The organism is Corynebacterium sp. HMSC036D02, from assembly GCF_001836165.1.
Taxonomy (GTDB): domain Bacteria; phylum Actinomycetota; class Actinomycetes; order Mycobacteriales; family Mycobacteriaceae; genus Corynebacterium.
In genome coordinates this window covers 42,500-64,226 of the sequence record NZ_KV827677.1, presented here as the reverse complement: position 1 = coordinate 64,226, position 21,727 = coordinate 42,500, and the positions used below count along the sequence as shown (strand labels likewise).

Annotated in this window: 20 protein-coding genes; 15 read left to right on the top strand and 5 right to left on the bottom strand. The window is 61.9% G+C overall.

Translation table 11 applies throughout. The annotated features are described in order from the left end of the window. Positions 1-3: 3 nt before the first annotated feature. From HMPREF2743_RS05845 to HMPREF2743_RS05825, 5 genes are read right to left on the bottom strand one after another with little or no spacing between them, the layout of a single operon-like run. Entirely contained in the window at positions 4-534 is a 531-nt protein-coding gene (locus tag HMPREF2743_RS05845) for a YbjN domain-containing protein (RefSeq protein WP_070528501.1), read from the bottom strand. Further along, a complete protein-coding gene (locus HMPREF2743_RS05840) occupies positions 531-1,067 on the bottom strand; it encodes a hypothetical protein (protein ID WP_070528499.1) in 537 nt (178 codons plus the stop codon). Before HMPREF2743_RS05840 ends, HMPREF2743_RS05845 begins: the two co-directional genes overlap by 4 nt. Next, on the bottom strand, positions 1,064-1,585 hold the full coding sequence (locus HMPREF2743_RS05835) for a YbjN domain-containing protein (protein WP_070818369.1): 522 nt from the start codon (positions 1,583-1,585) through the stop codon (positions 1,064-1,066). Before HMPREF2743_RS05835 ends, HMPREF2743_RS05840 begins: the two co-directional genes overlap by 4 nt. After that, entirely contained in the window at positions 1,578-2,093 is a 516-nt protein-coding gene (locus tag HMPREF2743_RS05830; RefSeq protein ID WP_070818368.1) for a YbjN domain-containing protein, read from the bottom strand. Before HMPREF2743_RS05830 ends, HMPREF2743_RS05835 begins: the two co-directional genes overlap by 8 nt. A 28-nt stretch (positions 2,094-2,121) precedes the next feature. Next, positions 2,122-3,519, bottom strand: a complete 1,398-nt coding sequence (locus tag HMPREF2743_RS05825; protein WP_070528491.1) for a TIGR01777 family oxidoreductase — start codon at positions 3,517-3,519, stop codon at positions 2,122-2,124. A 160-nt stretch (positions 3,520-3,679) separates the two neighbouring features. On the opposite strand from HMPREF2743_RS05825, the gene pyrR reads away from it, so the two are divergent. From pyrR to HMPREF2743_RS05750, 15 genes are all read left to right on the top strand, one after another. Beyond that, a complete protein-coding gene (gene pyrR / locus HMPREF2743_RS05820; protein WP_070532978.1) occupies positions 3,680-4,270 on the top strand; it encodes a bifunctional pyr operon transcriptional regulator/uracil phosphoribosyltransferase PyrR in 591 nt (196 codons plus the stop codon). After that, entirely contained in the window at positions 4,271-5,242 is a 972-nt protein-coding gene (locus tag HMPREF2743_RS05815) for an aspartate carbamoyltransferase catalytic subunit (protein ID WP_070818367.1), read from the top strand. A gap of 44 nt (positions 5,243-5,286) precedes the next feature. Further along, positions 5,287-6,645: a dihydroorotase gene (locus HMPREF2743_RS05810; RefSeq protein ID WP_070818366.1), complete on the top strand. Its 1,359-nt coding sequence runs from the start codon at positions 5,287-5,289 to the stop codon at positions 6,643-6,645. A 105-nt stretch (positions 6,646-6,750) separates the two neighbouring features. Continuing rightward, positions 6,751-7,914, top strand: coding sequence for a glutamine-hydrolyzing carbamoyl-phosphate synthase small subunit (carA, locus tag HMPREF2743_RS05805; RefSeq protein ID WP_070528483.1), 1,164 nt, complete (start codon positions 6,751-6,753; stop codon positions 7,912-7,914). A 30-nt stretch (positions 7,915-7,944) separates the two neighbouring features. Continuing rightward, the gene (gene carB, locus HMPREF2743_RS05800) at positions 7,945-11,286 is read left to right on the top strand and encodes a carbamoyl-phosphate synthase large subunit (protein ID WP_070818365.1); all 3,342 of its coding nucleotides are present in this window, start codon (positions 7,945-7,947) and stop codon (positions 11,284-11,286) included. Then, on the top strand, positions 11,270-12,118 hold the full coding sequence (gene pyrF / locus HMPREF2743_RS05795) for an orotidine-5'-phosphate decarboxylase (protein ID WP_070528478.1): 849 nt from the start codon (positions 11,270-11,272) through the stop codon (positions 12,116-12,118). Before carB ends, pyrF begins: the two co-directional genes overlap by 17 nt. A 270-nt stretch (positions 12,119-12,388) precedes the next feature. After that, positions 12,389-12,709: an integration host factor, actinobacterial type gene (gene mihF / locus HMPREF2743_RS05790; protein WP_010186801.1), complete on the top strand. Its 321-nt coding sequence runs from the start codon at positions 12,389-12,391 to the stop codon at positions 12,707-12,709. Between the two features lie 8 nt (positions 12,710-12,717). Beyond that, entirely contained in the window at positions 12,718-13,287 is a 570-nt protein-coding gene (gmk, locus tag HMPREF2743_RS05785) for a guanylate kinase (RefSeq protein ID WP_010186800.1), read from the top strand. Between the two features lie 38 nt (positions 13,288-13,325). Next, entirely contained in the window at positions 13,326-13,628 is a 303-nt protein-coding gene (rpoZ, locus tag HMPREF2743_RS05780; RefSeq protein WP_010186799.1) for a DNA-directed RNA polymerase subunit omega, read from the top strand. 162 nt (positions 13,629-13,790) lie between these two features. After that, on the top strand, positions 13,791-15,050 hold the full coding sequence (gene coaBC, locus HMPREF2743_RS05775) for a bifunctional phosphopantothenoylcysteine decarboxylase/phosphopantothenate--cysteine ligase CoaBC (protein WP_070818364.1): 1,260 nt from the start codon (positions 13,791-13,793) through the stop codon (positions 15,048-15,050). Positions 15,051-15,165: 115 nt separating this feature from the next. Then, positions 15,166-16,389, top strand: a complete 1,224-nt coding sequence (gene metK / locus HMPREF2743_RS05770) for a methionine adenosyltransferase (RefSeq protein ID WP_070818363.1) — start codon at positions 15,166-15,168, stop codon at positions 16,387-16,389. Between the two features lie 11 nt (positions 16,390-16,400). After that, the gene (locus HMPREF2743_RS05765; protein ID WP_070818362.1) at positions 16,401-18,443 is read left to right on the top strand and encodes a primosomal protein N'; all 2,043 of its coding nucleotides are present in this window, start codon (positions 16,401-16,403) and stop codon (positions 18,441-18,443) included. Positions 18,444-18,538: 95 nt separating this feature from the next. Beyond that, a complete protein-coding gene (gene def / locus HMPREF2743_RS05760) occupies positions 18,539-19,048 on the top strand; it encodes a peptide deformylase (RefSeq protein WP_070528468.1) in 510 nt (169 codons plus the stop codon). Positions 19,049-19,133: 85 nt separating this feature from the next. Beyond that, the gene (gene fmt / locus HMPREF2743_RS05755) at positions 19,134-20,132 is read left to right on the top strand and encodes a methionyl-tRNA formyltransferase (RefSeq protein ID WP_070528465.1); all 999 of its coding nucleotides are present in this window, start codon (positions 19,134-19,136) and stop codon (positions 20,130-20,132) included. Then, entirely contained in the window at positions 20,129-21,727 is a 1,599-nt protein-coding gene (locus tag HMPREF2743_RS05750) for an RsmB/NOP family class I SAM-dependent RNA methyltransferase (RefSeq protein WP_070528464.1), read from the top strand. The genes fmt and HMPREF2743_RS05750 overlap by 4 nt, the downstream gene beginning before the upstream one ends.

The window sequence follows — 21,727 nt, the reverse complement described above, 5'->3', positions numbered from 1 at the left end:
GAGCTAGTCGCTCTCTGTACCATCGACGTCGCTGGCCAGCTCACGGGCGGCGGCGTTAAACGCGTCCAGAACAGACAGCAGCGCTTCTTGCGCATTGATGATGCCGAGGTTGAGTGCGTGAAAGAGCTGGTCCTCGTTCAGACCAGCAGTGGTGACGAAGCATGCATCACCGCGCAGCTCAACCTCATCCTCAGACAGCCCGACGAGCGCGCGCCCATCGAACGCGCCCGCATTGAACTCGTTGCAGAGGACATGGAAGATGGGGAGCATGTCAGCGTCGAGCTGTGTGGACAGTACGCTCTCGATGCGCACGAGGCCCTCCTCCACGGTGATGACCCAGTCAAGGTCGTTAAGGCGGGCAACTACGCTTGTCGCGTCCTCAGGATGCGCGGTGGCCGCCATATCCAGCTCGGCGCCGTTGAGCACGCTCAACACGCGGTCCCGGTCGACGGCTGGCAGCGGTGATCCGGAGAGAATGTCGAAAGGATCGGAACTGGCGGTTGTGTTCTGGTTCTGGTTCCAGTCCTGGCTCATGGTTGCTCCTCCTTGTCCCAGGTGACAGCCAGCGGGAAGCGCTGCGCCACGATGTCGAAGATCTCAGCGAAGCTGGCCAGTGAACTCAGCAGGAAATGACCGAGCTGAGCCAAGGAGAGGCCTTCACCCACAGCCATGGCACGGTTGGCGCCTAGGTGAATCTCCGCGTTACCCTTCGCATCCTCTTCTACGAGGAAGTTCAGGGTGGGCGCAACGCTGGCCCAGTTCAACTCCGCCACCACGGCGGCCACCTCCGGCTCGAGGTGTGCCGGAAGAATGCCCTCCCACGAGGCGAAGGCGCTGAGTACCTCGCCTTCAGGGTCGAGCTCACAGTGCACTGCGATATGGGGAACACCGGTCTGCAGCACGCGGCGCGCGGATTCGGCGCTGTCGGCGGCAGCGGCAGCGCCAGCGTCAGCGTCGTCTTCTGGCTCTGGGGTTGCCTCGATGAGTGCATAGTCGGCGTCGATAAGCTCGCACAACTGCGCCAACCTGTCTATGGTGACCGGCTCAACCACGTGGAGATCGGTCACTGCTGCTCACCCTGAGCGCCCTCGGCACCCTCGCCCGCCTGCGCGGCAGACTCGGAACCGAGCTTGGCCATTTCTTCGGCAGCGGCGACCATGGCGTTCTGGGCGTTGATGACGCCGTCCACGGAGGCGCGTAGGGCGGCTGCGAGTTGTTCATCGGTCATACCGGCCGCGCAAGGAATGTCAGCCTCGGTGCGTACGAGGAGCATGCCGTCGAAGTCCGCGATCACTGCGCGGGCACCCACGGCCACGGAGTTAATCTGGTTGGCTGCCAGGAAAAGGCCTGCGTCAGCTTTGGCGTAGTTGACGTCCGTTGGTACATCGCAACGCACGATGGCGACGCTCTCCAGCACGGCGAACATGCACGGCAGACCGTTGAGGTTTGCTGTAGCGGCGTCGTCGCGACCGGTGACCGGCTCGAGTTCGATGTCGAAGGTCTTCATTGCCTCGATGATGCGGTCGAGGGTGACCTCTGGTAGTGCGTGCGGATCCTCGGCGGTAGGCGTTGTCGGATTAGTCATGGTTGTGCTCCTTCCAGGTGACGAGCTGCGGGTACTGCTGTTCAATCCACTCGAAGGACTGCAACACGGCATCCAGGGTGGACATGACGAACGCGCCGAGCTGGTTGCGGGATGCACCATGCGTCACGTCCAGATCACGCGCACCCGAGACCGCCAAAGCGTTGTCTGGTGCCTCGAAGAAGCGGAACGTCGGCGTGAAGTGGTCCTGGTTCCAGGCATTGATGTGCATGAGCAACGCAGGGCCTTCGGAGGCGGGGACAGAGCCGCGCCATACGGAATCGACGATGAGGGAGGAACCAACCAGCTGGAAGGCTATGGCGGCGTTGGAGAAGCCGGTGCGCAAAAGGTTGACCGTCTGGCCGTCCTGGGTCTTCTGCTCTTCGATGCGGTATTCCAGGCCCTCTGACTCAAAGATTTCCGCTATGCGCTCGAGGCTGACTTCGTCGATGGGTGTGTCAGGCTCCAGCTGGCGCTGCTGCGCGTCATCATGATTAGTGGTGTCCGTCAATTCTTCTACTCACTTCGCTACATTTTTCTTAATCTTTTCCGGCCCCGACACTACCGGAGCCGTCTTCCTCGGGTGCGCAGGTGGGGGCCTCGAAGAGTTTTTCACCGCCGAGCTCATGGGCGAGCGCTGGAGCGATGTCGGGGTAGCGGAAGGTATGGCTCAGCGCTTCCGCGCGGGTGGGCAGAACCTTTTGGTTGGCCAGCGCCAGCTCACGTGCCCCTTCCTTACCCAGCAGCAGCGCCGGACCGACACTGGGAATGGGGATGACGGTCGGCCTATGAAGGAGTGAGCCGAGGGCATCCACATAATCGCGATTGAGCTCCGGGTTGGGAGAGACTGCGTTGATGGCACCGCTCCAGGCAGGGTCGAGCGCGGCGCGGACGAACATATCTGAGAGATCATCCTGCGCGACCCAGCTATTCCACATGTTGCCCTTGCCAAATGAGCCGCCCAGTCCGGTAGAAAACAGCGCCCGCAGCAGCGGCAGGATTCCCGCGTTGGCTGATTGCACGATCCCGGTGCGCAGGTTCACCACTCGTTTTCCGGCTTCACGTGCCGGCGCGCAGGCATCCTCCCACGCCGCCACGACATCGGCCAGAAAGCCCTCACCGCGCTCCGAGTCTTCGGTCAGTACTTCATCGCCCCGGTCCGGACCGTAGATGCCGATCGCGGAGGCGCAGACCATCGCGGTCACAGAGGATGTTTCGGCCGCCAGCTGCGCCAGCAGGTGAGTAGGGCCTACACGTGAATCCCGAATAGCTTCTTTGTGCGCGGTATTAAAACGCCCGAAAATCGGCTCACCGGCCAGGTGGATGAGGATATCAACGCCGTCCAGCAAGTTTTTGGCGGGCAAAGTAGGCCGCCACAGGCGCTCGCCGGCTCCCGGGTTAGAGCGCACGAGCGGAATGACGGTGTGGCCCAACGTGCCGAGCTGTGCGGCCACAGCCGTGCCTATCGTGCCGTGCGTACCGGTTATTGCGATTGTGCGGGGCTCGGCGTTGAGAGCACCCAGCCGCTGAGCAAAGCGAAAGTCCTCAATAAGCTGTTGCTGCCGGTACGCAAAAATCGATTCCACTGGCCCCGTGGGGATGCGGGTATCCACCTTGTCGGTGATGAGCGTGCCCTCTGAGTGGTCCTCAAAGAAGTGTTCGTGGCGCCAATTGGCCAGCGAACGGAAGGGGGCGTTGATACAGACATCAGCGAAGGAACGCCGCGGTTGATACCTACTCAAATCGTGCCGGGCGACCCATTTTAGGCCGCCAGGAAACCCCAAGATAGAAGTCCCATCAGCTAATGACTCGGCCTGCCGCAGGGGAGTCATGAAACCGAAAGGCGCGGTGAGGCGCGCGAGCGCTCCCGGACGGGTGTGCCATTGCCAAACCTCATCACGCGGGGCTGGAACAACGTGCTGGGTAGTAAAACTCACTGTCTAGGGACCTGCCTCAAAAGATTCGGGGTGCGAGGGCGTACACAGCACGCCGGAAGAGTGCTATGGTTAGTGCTGGCTTTCAAGCATAGACAAGTCCTATTAACCATTGTCCGACATCCTTTAAAGACCGCACCGTGAGGCGGGGAAGGAGGTCACGATGAGTGAAACCGGCACCCACGCGGAGTCCAACGAGCTGCTGAGCTCGAAAGACGTCGCGCGTACTGTCGCACGCATCGCGCACCAGATCATTGAGAAAACGGCGCTTGATTCGAGTGAATCTCCTCGAGTCCTGCTCTTAGGCATTCCCTCTGGTGGCGTGCCTTTGGCTCAGCGCCTCGCTGAAAAAATTGAGGAATTCTCCGGGGTGGAGGTTCCTTGGGGCTCCCTTGACATCACGTTGTACCGCGACGATCTTTATGCCCGCCCGCACCGGGCATTGCAGCCCACCACAGTCCCAGCCGGTGGCATCAACGGCGCCACCGTGATCCTTGTCGACGACGTCCTGTACTCCGGCCGCACCATCCGCGCCGCGCTGGACGCCTTGGCCGATATCGGGCGCCCCGACATCATCCAACTTGCCGTCCTCGTGGACCGCGGGCACCGCCAGGTGCCCATCCGTGCTGATTACGTGGGCAAGAACATCCCCACCGCACGCGACGAGGACGTCACCGTGTACAACGCCGATATCGATGGCCGCGATGCCGTCGTTCTTACCCGCTTCACTGCACAGCCCGGCAAGGAGGCATAAATGAAGCACCTCATTAATATCGCCGACCACAGCGCCGAGGAGATCCTCGGGCTGATGGATGAGGCCGACCGTTTCCGGGAAGCCCTCGAAGGCCGCGAAGTCAAGAAACTGCCCACTCTGCGCGGGCGCACCGTTTTCACCTTGTTCTATGAAAACTCCACCCGTACACGTTCTTCTTTCGAGACGGCGGGTAAGTGGATGTCGGCAGATGTCATCAACCTCTCTGCCTCGACGTCCTCGGTCAAGAAGGGTGAGTCCCTCAAGGACACCGGGTTGACCTTGGCCTCCATTGGTGCCGATGCCATCATCATGCGCCACCCTTCTTCGGGCGCGGCGCAGCAGCTCGCCGGCTGGGTGGCGCCCGAAGGGCAGGGGCCGAGCGTCATCAACGCCGGCGATGGCTCTCACCAGCACCCCACGCAGGCGCTTCTCGACGCCGTCACGATGCGCCAGCGCCTGCACCTGGGCGCGGATCGTTGCGCCGCAGGCACCGGTTTCGAGGGACTGAACGTCACCATCGTTGGTGATTGCCTGCACTCCCGCGTCGTGCGCTCCAACGTGGAACTATTGTCCACCCTGGGAGCCGACGTCACGCTCGTCGCCCCGCCGACGCTGCTGCCCTTCGGCGTCGACACTTGGCCGGTGCGCGTCTCCCATGACTTCGACTCCGAGGTGGCCAAGGCCGATGTCGTCATGATGCTGCGCGTCCAAGCAGAGCGTATGAACGGCGGCTTCTTCCCCTCGCACCGCGAGTATGCGGCTCTTTACGGGATGTCCAAGGACCGCGCTGCTGCTATGAAGAAGCACGCCATCATCATGCACCCGGGCCCCATGGTCCGCGGCATGGAAATCAACTACGCGGTGGCTGACTATGACAACACCGCGGTGCTCCAGCAGGTCCACAACGGTGTCCACGTGCGCATGGCCACCCTCTTTACGCTGCTCACCAACGGCGAGAACGCCGGTATCTAAATCGAGTTATCTCACATACCAACGAGGAGAGCTTTTCAGAAACCATGACTACTTATCCAGACACCGGCGTGCTCTCGGCTCCTGCGGCGGGCACCTTGCTCATCACCAACGTCCGCCCTTATGGCGAAGGCGAGCCCACTAGCCTTCTGATCAAGGATGGCGTCATCGAGGCGATCGGCGCCGCCGATATCAACCCAGCGGAAGGCGTCGACCGCACCATCGACGGGGGCGGCAACGTGCTGCTGCCGGGCCTGGTGGACATGCACGTCCACCTGCGTGAGCCGGGCCGCGAGGACACCGAGACCATCGAGACCGGTTCGCGGGCCGCCGCCAAGGGCGGGTTTACTGCGGTTTTCACCATGGCGAATACCTCTCCGGTCACGGATCAGCCGATCATCGCGGAGTGCGTTTGGGCCAAGGGCCAGGCGCGCGGTTTGTGCGACGTCCATCCGGTTGGCTCCATCACGAAGGGCTTGGAGGGTAAAACGCTGACCGAGTTCGGCATGATGGCCCGCTCGGATGCCAAGGTGCGCATGTTCTCCGACGACGGCAAGTGCGTCCAAGACCCGCAGCTCATGCGCCGTGCCTTGGAATATGCCAAGGGGCTTGACGTCTTGCTGGCCCAGCACGCAGAAGATCACCGCATGACCGAAGGCGCGAGCGCCCACGAGGGCGAGGTTGCAGCCCGCCTAGGCTTGCGTGGCTGGCCGCGTGTGGCCGAGGAATCCATCGTCGCCCGCGATGCACTGCTCGCGCGTGACTACGGCAACCGCATGCACATCTGCCACGCTTCGACGAAGGGCACCGTCGAGCTGCTCAAGTGGGCCAAGGAACAGGGCATCCCGCTGACTGCAGAGGTGACCCCGCACCACCTGCTGTTGACCGATGACAAGCTGGTGACCTACGACGGCGTCTTCCGCGTCAACCCACCGCTGCGGGAGGAATCCGACACCCTGGCCCTGCGCCAAGCATTGCTTGACGGGCTTATCGACGTCGTAGCGACCGACCACGCGCCGCACGGCAGCGAAGACAAGTGCGTCGAGTTCGAGCACGCTAAGCCGGGCATGCTGGGCCTGGAATCCTCCCTGGCGGTCATCGCCAAGCTCTTCGTCGCCACCGGCCTGGCTGACTGGCGCTTCGTCGCCCGCGTCATGTCGGAGCGTCCGGCAGAGATTACTCGCTTGCCTGGTCATGGCCGCCCGATTGCGGTAGGCGAGCCAGCCAACCTCACCATCGTTGATCCCGAGCACGAGTGGGTATCGGATTCCACGCGCCTGGCGTCGAAGTCGGAGAATAACCCCTATGAGGGGGAGGAATTCGGTGCACGAGTGGCCTACACCATCCTGCGTGGCGCAGTGACCTACGACCTTGCTGCTGAAAGCGCCAGCGAGGCGGCCGAGTAATCGGGATAATCGACAATCAGAGTTGCTCGACACTTAAGTAACCAACGCACATCCCCACACACCCAACCCTTCACCGAGAAAATTCACTGAAAGGTTCAACACACAGTGACTTCCACTACCACCACCCCCGCCATCCTGGTCCTCGCTGATGGCCGCACCTTCCGAGGCTTCGGCTTCGGCGCCACCGGTACGACCCTGGGCGAGGCAGTCTTCACCACCGCCATGACGGGCTACCAGGAGACCATGACGGACCCGTCTTACCATCGCCAGATCGTCGTCGCCTCCGCGCCGCAGATTGGCAATACGGGCTGGAACGATGAGGACAACGAGTCCCACGACGACAAAATCTGGGTCGCCGGCCTCGTTATCCGTGATCTGGCCCGCCGCGTCTCCAACTGGCGTGCCGCCCGCTCTCTGTCGGAGGAGATGGAGAAGCAGGGAATCATCGGCATTGGCGGAATCGATACGCGCACGTTGGTGCGCCACCTGCGCAATCACGGCTCAATCAAGGCCGGCATCTTCTCCGGCGAGGCTGCTGAGAGGGACGTCGATGAGCTCATCGCTGAGGTCAAGAACCAACCTTCCATGGCTGGACTCGACTTGTCCGCAGAGGTCTCGACCGATGAGGTCTACACCTTCCCGCCAGTAGGGGAGAAGCGCTTCACCGTCGTGGCCTATGACATGGGAGTCAAGACCGCCACCCCGAAAAACTTCGCCGAGCGTGGCATCGAGACCATCGTGGTTCCCGCCAACACCCCGTTCGAGGAGATCAAGCAGTACAACCCAGATGGCGTGTTTGTCTCCAACGGCCCGGGCGACCCGGCTACCGCTGACACCATGGTCGGCATCGTCCGCGACATCCTTGCTGCCAAGTACCCCTTCTTCGGCATCTGCTTTGGCAACCAGATCCTCGGCCGTGCGCTGGGTATGGAGACCTACAAGCTGAAATTCGGCCACCGCGGCATCAACGTTCCGGTGCGCAACCAGCTCACCGGAAAGATCGATATCACCTCCCAGAACCACGGCTTTGCCTTGGCCAGCCCCTCGGGCAAGGAAGACCCGGCCGGTGAGGAATTCGATACCGACTTCGGCCCAGCAGTGGTCTCCCACACCTGCCTCAACGACAACACCATCGAAGGCGTTGCGCTCAAGGATGGCATGGCCTACTCCGTGCAGTACCACCCGGAGTCCGCCGCCGGCCCACACGATGCCAACCCGCTCTTTGACCAGTTCATCGAGCTCATGACTGAAAAGTCCCCGAACAAGTAGAACGCAACCAGGAAGAGGAAGAAGCAACACATGCCAAAGCGCAACGACATCAATCACGTCCTGGTTATCGGCTCCGGTCCGATTGTTATTGGTCAGGCCTGCGAGTTTGACTACTCCGGCACCCAAGCCTGCCGCGTGCTCAAGGAAGAAGGCCTGCGCGTCACGCTGGTCAACTCCAACCCGGCAACGATCATGACGGACCCGGAATTCGCCGACCACACCTACGTGGAGCCCATTGAGCCTGAGTTCATTGAGAAGATCTTCCAGAAGGAAAAGGAAGAGGGAAACCCAATCGACGCGGTGCTGGCCACACTCGGCGGCCAGACCGCTCTGAACGCCGCGGTGCAGCTGGACCGCCTGGGTATTCTGAAGAAGTACGATATCGAGCTCATCGGTGCTGATATCGACGCCATCGAGCGTGGCGAGGACCGCCAGAAGTTCAAGGATATTGTCGCCTCCATCGGCGGTGAATCCGCGCGCTCCCGTGTGTGCCACACGATGGAGGAGGTCCACGAGACCGTCGCTGAGCTTGGCCTCCCGGTCGTTGTACGCCCCTCCTTCACCATGGGCGGCCTGGGCTCTGGTCTGGCCTTCAACGAGGAGGACCTTGAGCGCATTGCTGGCGGCGGCTTAGCTGCCTCGCCGGAGGCGAACGTCCTCATTGAGGAGTCCATCCTGGGCTGGAAGGAGTTCGAGCTTGAGCTCATGCGTGACGGCGACGATAACGTGGTGGTCATCGCCTCCATCGAGAACGTCGACGCCCTCGGCGTTCACACCGGTGATTCCGTTACCGTGGCCCCAGCATTGACCCTCACGGACCGCGAGTACCAGAAGATGCGCGACCAGGGTATCGCCATTATCCGCGAGGTCGGCGTCGACACCGGCGGCTGCAATATCCAGTTCGCTGTAAACCCGGATGACGGCCGCATCATCACCATTGAGATGAACCCGCGTGTGTCCCGCTCCTCCGCGCTGGCCTCTAAGGCCACCGGTTTCCCGATTGCCAAGCTGGCTGCCAAGCTGGCTATTGGCTACACCCTGGATGAGGTGCGAAACGATATCACCGGCGTGACCCCGGCGGCCTTCGAGCCAACGCTTGACTATGTCATTGTCAAGGCTCCGCGCTTTGCTTTTGAGAAGTTCCCGGGCGCCGATGACACCCTGACCACCACGATGAAGTCTGTGGGCGAGGCCATGGGTATCGGCCGCAACTACATCTCTGGCCTGAATAAGGTCATGCGCTCGCTGGAGGGCAAGCCTTCTGGTTTCTGGACCAAGCCGGATGAGTATTTCGCTGGGGAGCGCGCAACGGACGTGGAGGCCGTTCTCAAGGACCTGGAGCGCCCGACCGAGGGCCGCATCTATGATGTCGAGCTGGCTCTGCGCCTTGGTGCCACGGTGGAGCAGTTGTACGAGCACTCGCACATCGACCCGTGGTTCCTCGCCGAGCTTGAGGCGCTCGTAGAGTTCCGCGAGGAGCTCGTGAGCGCGCCGGTCCTGGACGCTGAATTACTGCGCCGCGCTAAGGTCTTCGGGCTGTCCGACGCCCAGATCGCGGCTCTTCGCCCAGAGTTTGCCGGTGAAGACGGCGTGCGCTCCCTGCGCTGGTCTCTGGGCATTCGCCCAGTGTACAAGACCGTTGACACTTGTGCGGGTGAGTTTGAGGCCCAGACCCCGTACCACTACAGCGCTTATGAAATGGACCCGAACGCTGAGTCTGAGGTGCGCGAGAGCAGTGAGAAGACCAAGGGCAAGGTCATCATCTTGGGCTCCGGCCCGAACCGTATCGGCCAGGGCATCGAGTTTGATTACTCTTGCGTGCACGCCGCCCTGGAGCTTTCCCGTAAGGGCTACGAGACGGTCATGGTCAACTGCAACCCGGAGACAGTATCGACTGACTATGACACCGCAGACCGCCTCTACTTCGAGCCGCTGACCTTCGAGGATGTCATGGAGGTCTACCACGCGGAAGCCGCGTGTGGTGAGGTTGCCGGCGTCATCGTTCAGCTGGGTGGACAGACCCCGCTGGGCCTGGCTGAGCGCCTGACGGCTGCTGGCGTTCCGGTCGTGGGAACCTCGGCCGCCGCCATCGACTTGGCCGAGGATCGCGGTGAATTCGGCACGGTTCTCGCCGAAGCCGAGCTGCCCGCACCGGCCTTCGGCACCGCTACCTCCTTTGAAGAGGCGCGTCAGGTTGCCGCAAACATCGGGTACCCGGTGCTGGTCCGCCCGTCCTACGTGCTGGGTGGCCGCGGCATGGAGATCGTCTACGACGAAGATTCGCTGCGCGATTACATTGAACGCGCTACCGAGATCACCTCGGATCACCCGGTCCTGGTTGACCGCTTCCTGGATAACGCCATTGAGATTGACGTCGACGCGCTGTGCGACGGCGAGGAGGTCTACCTCGGCGGCGTGATGGAGCACATCGAGGAGGCCGGTATCCACTCCGGTGACTCTTCCTGCGCGTTGCCGCCGATGACCCTGGGCCCGGAGGATATTGAGAAGGTGCGGGAGTCGACGCGTCGCCTAGCGCACGGCATCGGCGTCAAGGGCCTGATGAACGTTCAGTACGCCCTGAAGGATGACACTCTCTACGTCATCGAGGCCAACCCTCGTGCCTCCCGCACCGTGCCTTTCGTCTCCAAGGCCACCGGCGTGCCGCTGGCCAAGGCCGCCGCGCGCGTCATGCTGGGGGCGTCCATCGCCGAGCTGCGCGAAGAAGGCATCATCCCGTCGACTTACGACGGTGGTTCCCTGCCGCTGGAGCACCCGATTGCCGTCAAGGAAGCTGTGTTGCCGTTCAACCGCTTCCGTCGCCCCGACGGCCAGCTGCTGGATACCTTGCTTTCGCCGGAGATGAAGTCCACCGGTGAGGTGATGGGCTTGGCTGATAACTTCGGCGCTGCCTATGCCAAGGGTGAGATGGCCGCCTTCGGCGAGCTGCCCACCGAGGGAACCGTGTTCGTCTCCGTAGCTAACCGCGATAAGCGCACGCTTATCTTCCCGATTCAGCGGCTGGCCTACATGGGCTACACCATCGTCGCTACGGCAGGTACTGCGCAGATGTTGCGTCGCAACGGCGTGGAGTGCGAGGTGGCGGTGAAGGTCTCGGAGGCCACGGAAGGCGAGGAGTCCATCGTGGACCAGATTCTCGCTGGAAAGGTTGATCTCATCCTCAACACCCCGGCAGGCTCCGCCGGCGCCCGGCACGACGGCTATGACATCCGCGCTGCTGCCGTATCTGTGGGCATTCCGTTGGTGACCACCGTCCAGGGCGTGACCGCCGCCGTGCAGGGCATCGAGGCCTTGCGGCGCGGAGACCTCAAGGTACGCGCGCTGCAGGAGCTTGAGCATGACCCAGCAAACTAGGAAGACGCCGTCTTTCGGTGAACGCCTCGTGGCAGCCGGTGCGGAGCGCGGGCGCCTGTGCGTGGGCATCGACCCGCACCCGCACCTGCTGGAGGCCTGGGGCCTGTCGGTTGATGTGGACGGTTTGCGCACGTTTACGTTGCGTTGCGTGGAAGCCTTCGCCGAGACCGCCGCGGTGGTGAAGCCGCAGGTGGCCTTTTTTGAGCGTTTCGGCTCCCGCGGCTTCGCAGTACTCGAGGAGGCCCTGGCGGGCCTTCGGGAACAGGGCTGTCTTAGCCTGGCCGATGCTAAGCGCGGAGACATCGGTTCCACCATGGCCGGCTACGCACAGGCCTGGCTGGGGGAGGACTCGCCGTTGTGTTCCGATGCAGTAACGGTCTCGCCCTACCTCGGCGTGGGTGCATTGAGGCCAGTCTTCGACCTAGCGGAGGACACTGGGCGTGGAGTCTTCGTCCTTGCGGCAACCTCTAACCCAGAGGCCGTGGCGTTGCAGTCGCTGAGCGTGGGCGGCCGCAGCGTGGCGCAACGAGTCGTCGATGAGCTTGCTCAGCGCAATGCGTCTGCGGCGGGGCCAAACAACACCGTGGGTGCTCTCGGCGTGGTCGTGGGCGCGACGTTGGAGGCTCCGCCTGCATTAGACCAATTAAACGGCCCAGTGCTGCTGCCGGGCGTCGGTGCGCAAGGCGCAACGCCCGCAGATGTTAGGCAACTCACCTCTGCGGCGCCTGAACTGGGCTTTGCTAACGTCTCCAGGGCCATCCTTTCGGCGGGCCCCGAGGTTACTGACCTGCGCAAAGCCGTTATCGACACCGCCTCAGAGTTTCGGGACTAAGACGACGGGTAATTAACAGCGCGCTGGATTAACAGGAGCGCTGTTTACCTGGTATTTTGTTTAAGGCATGTGCGTTGACGTGCAGGAACCTTTAAAAGAAAGGGGCCGCGTTACGTCACCGCGTACAGACCAGTGCTAGGATTGCCAGAAGTCGGTTCGTGGAGGTAGCAAAAGCTATCCCGCGCTGGGGAAATCTTCCCACCGTGAGCCGAGATTCTGGTGCTAGCCATCAGATGACAATGTTCGTACTAATGAAATCGGAGGAAACCCGTGGCCCTTCCCAAGTTGACAGATGAGCAGCGCAAAGAAGCTCTCGCAAAGGCCGCTGAGGCCCGCAAGGCTCGCGCTGAGCTCAAGGCTGCGCTGAAGCGCGGCGAGACCAACCTGCAGGAAGTTCTGGAGAAGGCCGAGACCGACGAGATCATCGGCAAGACCAAGGTCTCCGCTCTCCTCGAGGCTCTGCCGAAGGTTGGCAAGGTCAAGGCCAAGGAAATCATGGAGGACCTGGAGATTGCTCAGACCCGCCGCCTGCGTGGCCTGGGTGACCGTCAGCGTCGCGCCCTGCTCGAGCGTTTCGGCTACGGCGAGTAATTAGCACAATGGCTGACGAAACTGCACGCGGGCGCCTGGTCGTTTTGGCCGGGCCGTCCGCTGTGGGTAAGTCCACTGTGGTTTCGCGCCTGCGTGATGATGTTGACAACCTCTACTTCAGCGTCTCAATGACGACGCGCCAACCCCGTCCCGGCGAGACTGATGGGGTGGATTACTTCTTTGTCTCCCCGGAGGCTTTCCAAGAACACATTGATGCCGGTGACATGCTCGAATGGGCTGAGATCCACGGTGGTTTGCAGCGCTCCGGGACGCCGGCTCAGCCGGTGCAGGAAGCGATGGCGGCCGGCCGTCCGGTGTTGGTGGAGGTTGATCTTGCAGGCGCTCGCAACGTGAAGGCGGCGATGCCGGAGGCGGAAACCGTGTTTCTTGCCCCACCGTCCTGGGAAGTTCTGGTTGAACGCCTGACTGGGCGCGGGACCGAACCGCAGGATGTCATTGACCGCAGACTGCATACTGCAGAGACGGAACTTGCCGCGCAAAAGGAATTCGACCACATCGTTGTGAATGAAGATCTCGATGAGGCCGTTGCTGCAATTAGTGCTATCCTGCGTGGATAGACCACGATTTTGACCATCTACCAACAGTAAAGGTGCATGTGACCAACGTGACCACACCTGCCAATTCTGAGGCCGTGAAGCCGGAGCCAGTATTCGATCCGCCGACGGGTATTACCGATCCGCCGATTGATGAACTGCTGGGCAAGGTCTCGTCCAAGTACGCTCTGGTGATCTTCGCCGCTAAGCGCGCACGCCAGATCAACAGCTACTACCAGGAACAGGATGAAGGCGTCTTTGAGTTCGTCGGACCGCTGGTAACCCCGGAACCGGGTGAGAAGCCGCTGTCCATCGCCCTCCGCGAGATTGACGCTGGCCTGCTGGACCACGAGGAAGGCAACTAGCCCGTTCATCGTGAAGGCAAAAGGGCATCTTCTTCAAGTGTCTTAGCGCCATTCTGAATCAAAACCCACCCAAGTGTTTCCCAGACGCTTCGGTGGGTTTGCTGTGTCTTGGGTACTATCGGCCGAGTGAAGGACGTACAGAAAACCCCAGATAGTTCAGAGTTGAGACCTGCGCCGGCCAAGTCCACGGGGAGCCGCCGGATCCTTGTCGGCGTGGCAGGCGGAATTGCTGCCTATAAGGCGTGTCACCTTATTCGGGATTTTAAAGAGCACGGCGATGATGTTCGCGTCGTTCCCACGGAGGCCGCGTTGAACTTCGTAGGGGCAGCCACCTTCGAAGCTTTGTCAGGACATCCCGTCTCCACAACCGTCTTTGATGCCGTGGATGAGGTCCAACACGTTTCCTTGGGGCAGCAGGCTGATGCGGTCGTCATTGCCCCTGCCACCGCGGATCTTATCGCACGGTTGGCCTGTGGCCGCGCTGACGACCTGTTGAGCGCTTCTATTCTCGTTGCTACGTGCCCCGTCATCATTGCCCCCGCAATGCATACTGAGATGTGGCTGAACCCAGCAACCCAGGAGAATGTGGCCACGCTCCGCCGCCGCGGCATCACCGTGATGGAGCCGGCGCATGGTCGTCTCACCGGCACGGATACGGGTGCCGGCCGCCTGCCGGATCCGGAGCAGATAGCGGAGTTTGCTCGCACGATTATCGCGGGGTACCGCGTGGAGCATGATTGGCAGGGCCGGAAGGTTGTGATCTCTGCCGGAGGTACCCAAGAGAACCTCGATCCAGTGCGCTACCTTGGCAACCGCTCTTCTGGACGCCAGGGCTTTGCTTTGGCGGAGATCGCTGCGCAACGCGGGGCGGATGTCACTATTGTCGCTGGAAATACTGAAGCGCTTCCCATCCCTGCAGGCGCTTCCGTGGTGCGCGTGACATCGACGCGGGATATGCAGGAGGCGATGAATAGGGAAGCTGCCGATGCCGACATCATTATCATGGCCGCGGCTGTCGCCGACTACCGTCCAGCGTCCGTCGCGGATTCGAAGATGAAGAAGGGCGCAGCCGATGATGATTTGGCTAGCCTGGAGCTAGTGGAGAACCCGGACATACTCAAGGGGCTGGTGCAGCGGCGAGAGAATGGTGAACTAAAGCGCGAGGCAATCATCGTTGGCTTTGCTGCCGAGACTGGTGATGAGACTACTAGCGTGCTCGAGTATGCCCAGCAGAAGTTTATGAAGAAGGGCTGTGATGTGCTCATGGCTAACGAGGTCGGGGAGGGCAAGGTCTTTGGCCAAGCCACAAGTGCCGGGTGGATCCTTCGTCGCTCTTCCGAACCAGTGGTGGTTGCCCCGGGCTCAAAGCAGGTTGTGGCCGCACAGATTCTTGATGTGGTGAATGAAATATTGGAAAAGTAGCACTCGTTCTTGCAGCTGTAGACCGCTTGGTCTACGATGGGGCGGTGTTAACAGCCGAGGCGTGGGCGAGGCGAAGTCCTGCCCACGGCGCGCAGAATTAGTTTAAGGAAGATTTGTGACTGATAAAGCTGCTCAGGCAGTGCGCCTTTTTACTAGCGAATCCGTGACAGAAGGTCACCCGGATAAGATTTGTGACGCGATCTCGGACGCCATTCTTGACGCCCTTCTGGAGGAAGATCCTGACGCCCACGTTGCTGTGGAGACCCTCGTGACGACGGGCCAAGTCCACGTCGTGGGCGAGGTGCGTACCTCCGGTTATGTTGAAATCCCGCAGATCGTCCGCAAGACCCTCGTAGAGATCGGTTTTACCTCTTCCGATGTGGGCTTTGATGGCCATACCTGTGGTGTCAACGTGGCCATTGGTGAACAGTCCCAAGAGATTGGGGCCGGCGTCGACGCCTCCACAGAGGTGCGTTCGGGAACGTTTGAGGATGATGACCAGTATGGCGCTGGTGATCAGGGCCTCATGTTCGGCTACGCAACGAACGAAACTCCAGAGTTTATGCCGCTGCCGATTTCGACGGCTCACCACCTTTCGCGCCGTCTTACCCACGTCCGTAAGGAAGGCATTGTGCCTTCGCTGCGCCCGGATGGAAAGACTCAGGTCACCTTCGCTTACGACGAAAATGATGTGCCGACACGTTTGGAGACGATCGTCATCTCCACGCAGCATGATCCGGAAGTGACCCAGGAGTGGTTGGCCGAGCAACTTCGCACCCACGTCGTCGAGTGGGTCGTCAGCGATGCTGACCTGGGCCAGTACTACACCGAAGATACTGAGCTTCTCATCAACCCATCCGGCTCCTTCATTCTGGGTGGCCCGATGGGTGATGCGGGCTTGACCGGCCGCAAGATCATCGTGGATACCTACGGCGGTATGGCTCGCCACGGCGGCGGTGCGTTCTCCGGTAAGGACCCAAGTAAGGTGGACCGTTCCGCGGCTTACGCTATGCGCTGGGTGGCTAAGAACATCGTGGCCGCTGGCTTGGCAGACCGCGCCGAGGTACAGGTTGCCTACGCCATTGGACGTGCAAAGCCGGTCGGTCTGTATGTGGAGACCTTCGGCACTGCCCACGAGGGTTTGAGCGATGCTGACATTCAGACAGCGGTAAATAGGGTCTTCGACCTGCGCCCAGCCGCGATTATTCGCGAGCTCGACCTCCAGCGCCCAATCTATCGCCAGACTGCAGCCTACGGACACTTCGGGCGCACCGATGTCGAACTGCCGTGGGAGGACACCTCGCGAGCCGACGACCTGCGCCGCGCCGTCGACCTGTAGAATCGGGCCCTATGCCCAAGAAGACACCCGCCGCCCAGCAACCGGTTGCGCGGGTGTTGCCTTTGTTAGGGGTAGCTCACCTAGACCGAGAGTTCGATTACCTCATCGATGAATCGGACTCACAGGCAGCCCAGCCCGGAGTACGGGTGCGTATCCGGTTCAACGGCCGTCTGGTAGACGCCATCTTGTTGTCGCGAGCTAGCGATTCCGACTACGCGGGTTCGCTTCGCTATATCGACCGCGTCATTTCTCCCTACGCGGTGTACACCCCGACAATGTCGGCGCTCATCGAATCCCTCGCGGCGCGTTATGGCGGCGTGCGCTCCGACATCATTCGCACCGCGATCCCGGCGCGCCACGCCAAGGCCGAAGAAGCGGACGTCGATACGCCGTGGGAGGAACTTGGTACTGCCGAGCATCCGGATCTCTCCGCGTGGTCGGGCTATCAGCACGGTGAGTCCTTCGTAGATTCGGTTTTGTCGGGGCACATTGCCCGGGCAGCCTGGCAGATTGCACCCGGGGAAGACTGGGCCGGCGCTTTGGCAGCCCTCGGCACCAGCGTGGCGCTGCAGGGCGGGGGCGTGCTCATGGTCGTCCCCGATCAGCGTGACTTGGATTGCCTGGAGGCGGCGTTTCGCCGCCACGTCTCCGCCAAGCAGATCACTGTCCTCGCACATAGTACTGGGCCCCAGGCCCGTTATCGTCGCTACCTTTCCGCCTTAACTGGTCAAGCACGGATCGTCATTGGTACTCGCTCCGCAGCCTTCGCCCCAGTCAAGGACCTCAAGCTGGCCGTTGTTCTCAATGACGGCGACGATAATTTGGTAGATAACCTCAAGCCCTATGCCCATTCGCGGGAGGTGCTCAGCACCCGCTCGGCGCAGGAAGGCTGCAGCCTTATCCTTGCCGGCCATGCGCGCACCTCAGAAGCACAGTTGCTTGTTGAATCGGGGTGGGCTCACGATCTTCTCCCTAGCGATACGGCGCTGGAGAAGAGGCGCCCCAATATCCTTGCGGTGGGTGCGTACGGGATTAATCTGGCCCGCCACATGCAGGGCGGGACCACGGCTGTCAGCGGCCCGGCATTTCAGGCCACACGTGCAGCGCTCGATCGCGGTGAGCCCGTTCTCGTGCAGGTCCCGCGTAAGGGATACGCGCCGATTTTGGCGTGTGGGCACTGTGCGTCCCCGGCGCGTTGCCGCCATTGCAATGGCCCCTTAGGCCTGCCTTCCGCTGGTGCTTCGAGGGATGAATCGACAGATTCGGCTGCGCTGCCCACGTGCCGGTGGTGTGGGCGCGTCGACGCGCATTATCGGTGCTCCGAATGCGGCTCGCCGCGGCTGCGCGCCATCGTGCTGGGGTCTGAGCGCACAGCGGAAGAGATGGGCCGCGCATTTCCTAATACCAGGGTGATTCAGTCGGGCGGCGCCACCATCCTCGATGAGATCCCAGCCGGCCCCGCGCTGGTTATCGCCACACCCGGCGCGGAACCGCGCATCGCGGAGGGCGGGCTCTATGGCGCCGCTCTCTTGGTGGAAACCGGGGCGCTGCTGGGCCGCCAGGATCTGCGAGCCACGGAGGACACTTTGGCCAAGTGGGCGGCTGCGGCCACTCTCGTCGCGCCGGCTCGCGACGGCGGTGTGGGGATTGTTGCCGCCGATGAGCAGCTGCCACTAGTGGGCTTCTTGAGCCGCTGGGACATGGTGGGGGCTGCAGCAGCAGAATTGCAGGCACGCCGTGAGGTACGCTTTCCACCGGCCGTGCATATGGCGGCCGTCGACGGCGCCGATGCCTCCCTCGATGCCTTTTTGGAGTTGGCGGAACTGCCGGAACATGCGGAGCTTCTCGGACCCGTCCCGTTGCCGCCGGGAGTGAGCTTGCCCGGTGACTATGACCATGAGCGCGGCGGTGAGCCGCAGCGCCTACTGATTCGTACCCCGCTAGGTCCGCGTTCAGAGCTTGGTCAGGCTTTGAGAAGGGCTAATTCCGTGCGCAGTGCACGCAAGGATGTGCTGCCGCTGCGCATTACCGTGGATCCAATCAACATTGGTTAACAGGTGCTTCCTTTTCACCCCTGGCGGGCGCGCGCTGCTGGAGGTGAACTATTCTCGGTAGCCGACACACTGTTTAGCCCTCGAGGAGTACCACTATGACCGTGCGCGAGGTTCGCCTTTATGGCGATCCGGTCCTGACCACCCGTGCCGAGGAGATCACCGAGTTCGGGCCGTCACTGGAACGCTTGGCCCAGGACATGCTGGAAACCATGGAAGATGCTGGGGGAGTCGGATTAGCTGCCAACCAGATCGGCGTGACCAAACGCATCTTTGTCTTCGATTGCTCGCACTTCCAGCACGGCCTGCGCGGTGCGGTTATTAACCCGGAGTGGGAAGCGGTTGGGGAGGAAACGCAGTTAGGAACTGAGGGCTGCCTCTCCATCCCAGGTATTTCGCAGGCCACCGAGAGATTCTCCACGGTGCGACTGCGCGGCTATGACCCGCAGGGCCGGCCTGTATCGATGCTGGCTTCGGGGCTTATGGCGCGCTGCATACAGCACGAAACAGATCACCTGGACGGTGTCTTGTTCCTCCAGCGCCTGAGCGACGACTTGCGCAAAGAATCCATGAAGACCATCCGCCAAGCGGAGTGGTTCAACTCATAGCCGCACGCTCGAACGACAGTGCGGCCACGCATCGATTAAAAACTAGAACCCAAACAACGTGAACTAAGAAAGGCCTGCTCTCACAGTGCGCATTATTTTTGCCGGAACCCCCGAGCCCGCTGTTGTGGCTTTGCAGAAGCTCATCGAGTCCCATCATGAAGTAGCTGCAGTCATCACTCGGCCCGACGCCCGCCGTGGTCGCGGACGCAGCTTGCACCCGAGCCCCGTGAAAGCCCTAGCTGAGGAACACGGCATCGAGGTGCTCACGCCAACCACTCTCAAGCAGGGCACCGAGGACGGCGATGCGTTGCGTGCACGGCTTACAGAGATCGCCCCCGAGGCGATTCCGGTAGTCGCCTACGGAAATCTGATCACCGAGGACCTGTTGAGCCTTCCCCGGCACGGCTGGGTCAACCTCCACTTTTCCCTTCTTCCAGCGTGGCGCGGTGCCGCCCCAGTGCAGGCCGCCATTGCTGCGGGAGATAAGCGAACAGGTGCTACTACCTTCCGCATTGATCAAGGTCTGGACACCGGCGACATCTTGGCCACCATGGAAGAGACAATCCAACCCACCGATACCGCGGATGACTTGCTGACGCGGTTGGCGTATGCCGGCGGTGATCTTCTCGTCGAGACGATGAATGGTTTGGAAGATGGCAGCATCACCCCGCAGCCGCAGGAGGGTGAGGCCACCTACGCGCACAAGATTTCCACGGAAGACGCCCGGATAGATTGGACCGCGCAGGCCGACATTGTCGATCGCCACGTCCGCGCGCATACTCCAGGGCCGGGCGCGTGGACTCTGCTAGGGGAGTCGCGCTTAAAGGTGGGTCCGGTCAGCGTCGTGGAGCCAGCGGAATTAGAGGAGCTGCCAGACGCTATCGCGTTGACGTCGCTGCAACCGGGCGAAGTACACGTGGCGAAGAAGGAGGTTATGGTCGGTACTGGGAGCACCCCGGTACGCCTAGGCCAGATCCAACCACCAGGTAAGAAGATGATGAATGCCGCCGACTGGGGCCGAGGGCTTTCCAGCCAGGCTGCCCAGGCAGCAGAGGGCGGCCAGAATGAGGTGAAGTTCTCATGAGTAGAGGTTTCCGATCCCGCAGTAAGTCCGGTGATCCGGCAGCTCGCTCCGAGCGCGCCGAACAGCAGCGCGGCGGTGGACGCAGAACCGCACGTGGCGGTACGAACCGCCAGGCTAAAGGAAAGCGAGAGCATCGAGGCGGGCAGCGCCATAACAACCGACGGGACGGACAGTCGGCGTCCTTCATGTCCGCAGCGCGGCACTGCGGAGTCGATGTCCCACGCGCGGTAGCTTTCGAAGTGCTGCAGCGCGTGGAGGCCGATGATGCTTTTGCCAACCTCACGCTGCCAAAGGCAGTGAGTGCGAACAACCTGAGCGGCCGTGATGCAGCCTTCTCTACGGAACTCACCTACGGCACGCTGCGCAGCGAAGGTGTGCTTGATGCCGTTATCGCCGAGTGCGCTTCGCGCGGCTTAGAGGCCATTGCACCTGACGTTCTCACCGCCTTGCGAATGGGCACCTACCAAGTGCTGTACACCCGCGTTGAAGCGCATGCGGCGGTCGATACCACCGTCCGCCTCGTGGAGGCAGCTGGCCACGAAAAGGCCAAGGGCTTTGCCAACGGCATTATGCGCACCATCACCCGCACGCCTGCGCACGAGTGGCTAGACAAACTTTCTCCGAAGGAAGAGATCGCGGCCGTGGCCTTCCGTCACGCTCACCCGGAGTGGATTGCCCGCTCCTTCGGACGCGCCTTGGGCCTGCTGGACACCGCTGGTAAGAGCAAGCTCAACGCCGAGCAGACATCGGAACTGGAGCGTGCACTCGAAGCGGATTCTGAGCGGCCCCTGGTGCATCTGGTAGCACGGCCCGGCGAAATCTCTGCCGAAGAGCTTGCTCTCATTACCGGTTGTGAGGAAGGGCGTTATTCGCCGTATGCGGTGTATCTTGAGCAGGGTGACCCGGGCTCGTTAGAGCCTGTCCGCCAAAGGTTGGCAGCGGTCCAGGACGAAGGATCGCAGCTCATCGCACGCGCAGTGACGGAAGCTCAACTCATCGGCGAAGACACCGGACGCTGGTTGGACCTGTGCGCGGGCCCCGGTGGTAAGGCTGCGCTGATGGGTGCCATCGCCCGCATAGAGGGGGCAGAGGTCGATGCCGTAGAAGTCTCTCCGCATCGGGCCACCTTGGTGGAAAAGACGGTGGGTGATCTACCCGTCCATGTGCATCGTGCGGATGGCCGTGCGCCGAGTCTCGGCGCAGGCTTCGACCGCGTGCTTGTCGACGCCCCCTGTTCCGGCCTCGGTGCACTGCGCCGCCGCCCCGAAGCCCGTTGGCGCAAAGCCGAGTCCGATATTGCGGAGCTCAACAAACTCCAGACCGAGCTCCTTGAATCGGCGTTGGAGCTCGTGCGCCCCGGTGGTGTTGTGGTGTACTCCACCTGTTCGCCCGATCTGCGTGAGACCCGGGGCATCGTGGATGCGGCCTTGGAGCGCCATGGAGCCGGGGCGGAGGTGCGTATCGAGGAGCTGGATGCGCGCGATGTGCTGCCTGACATGGGAGACCTCGGCAGCGAGCTTTCTGCCCAAATGTGGCCGCACCGCCATGGCACAGATGCAATGTTTTTCGCCGTCCTTCGCCGAGTGGCGGACTAG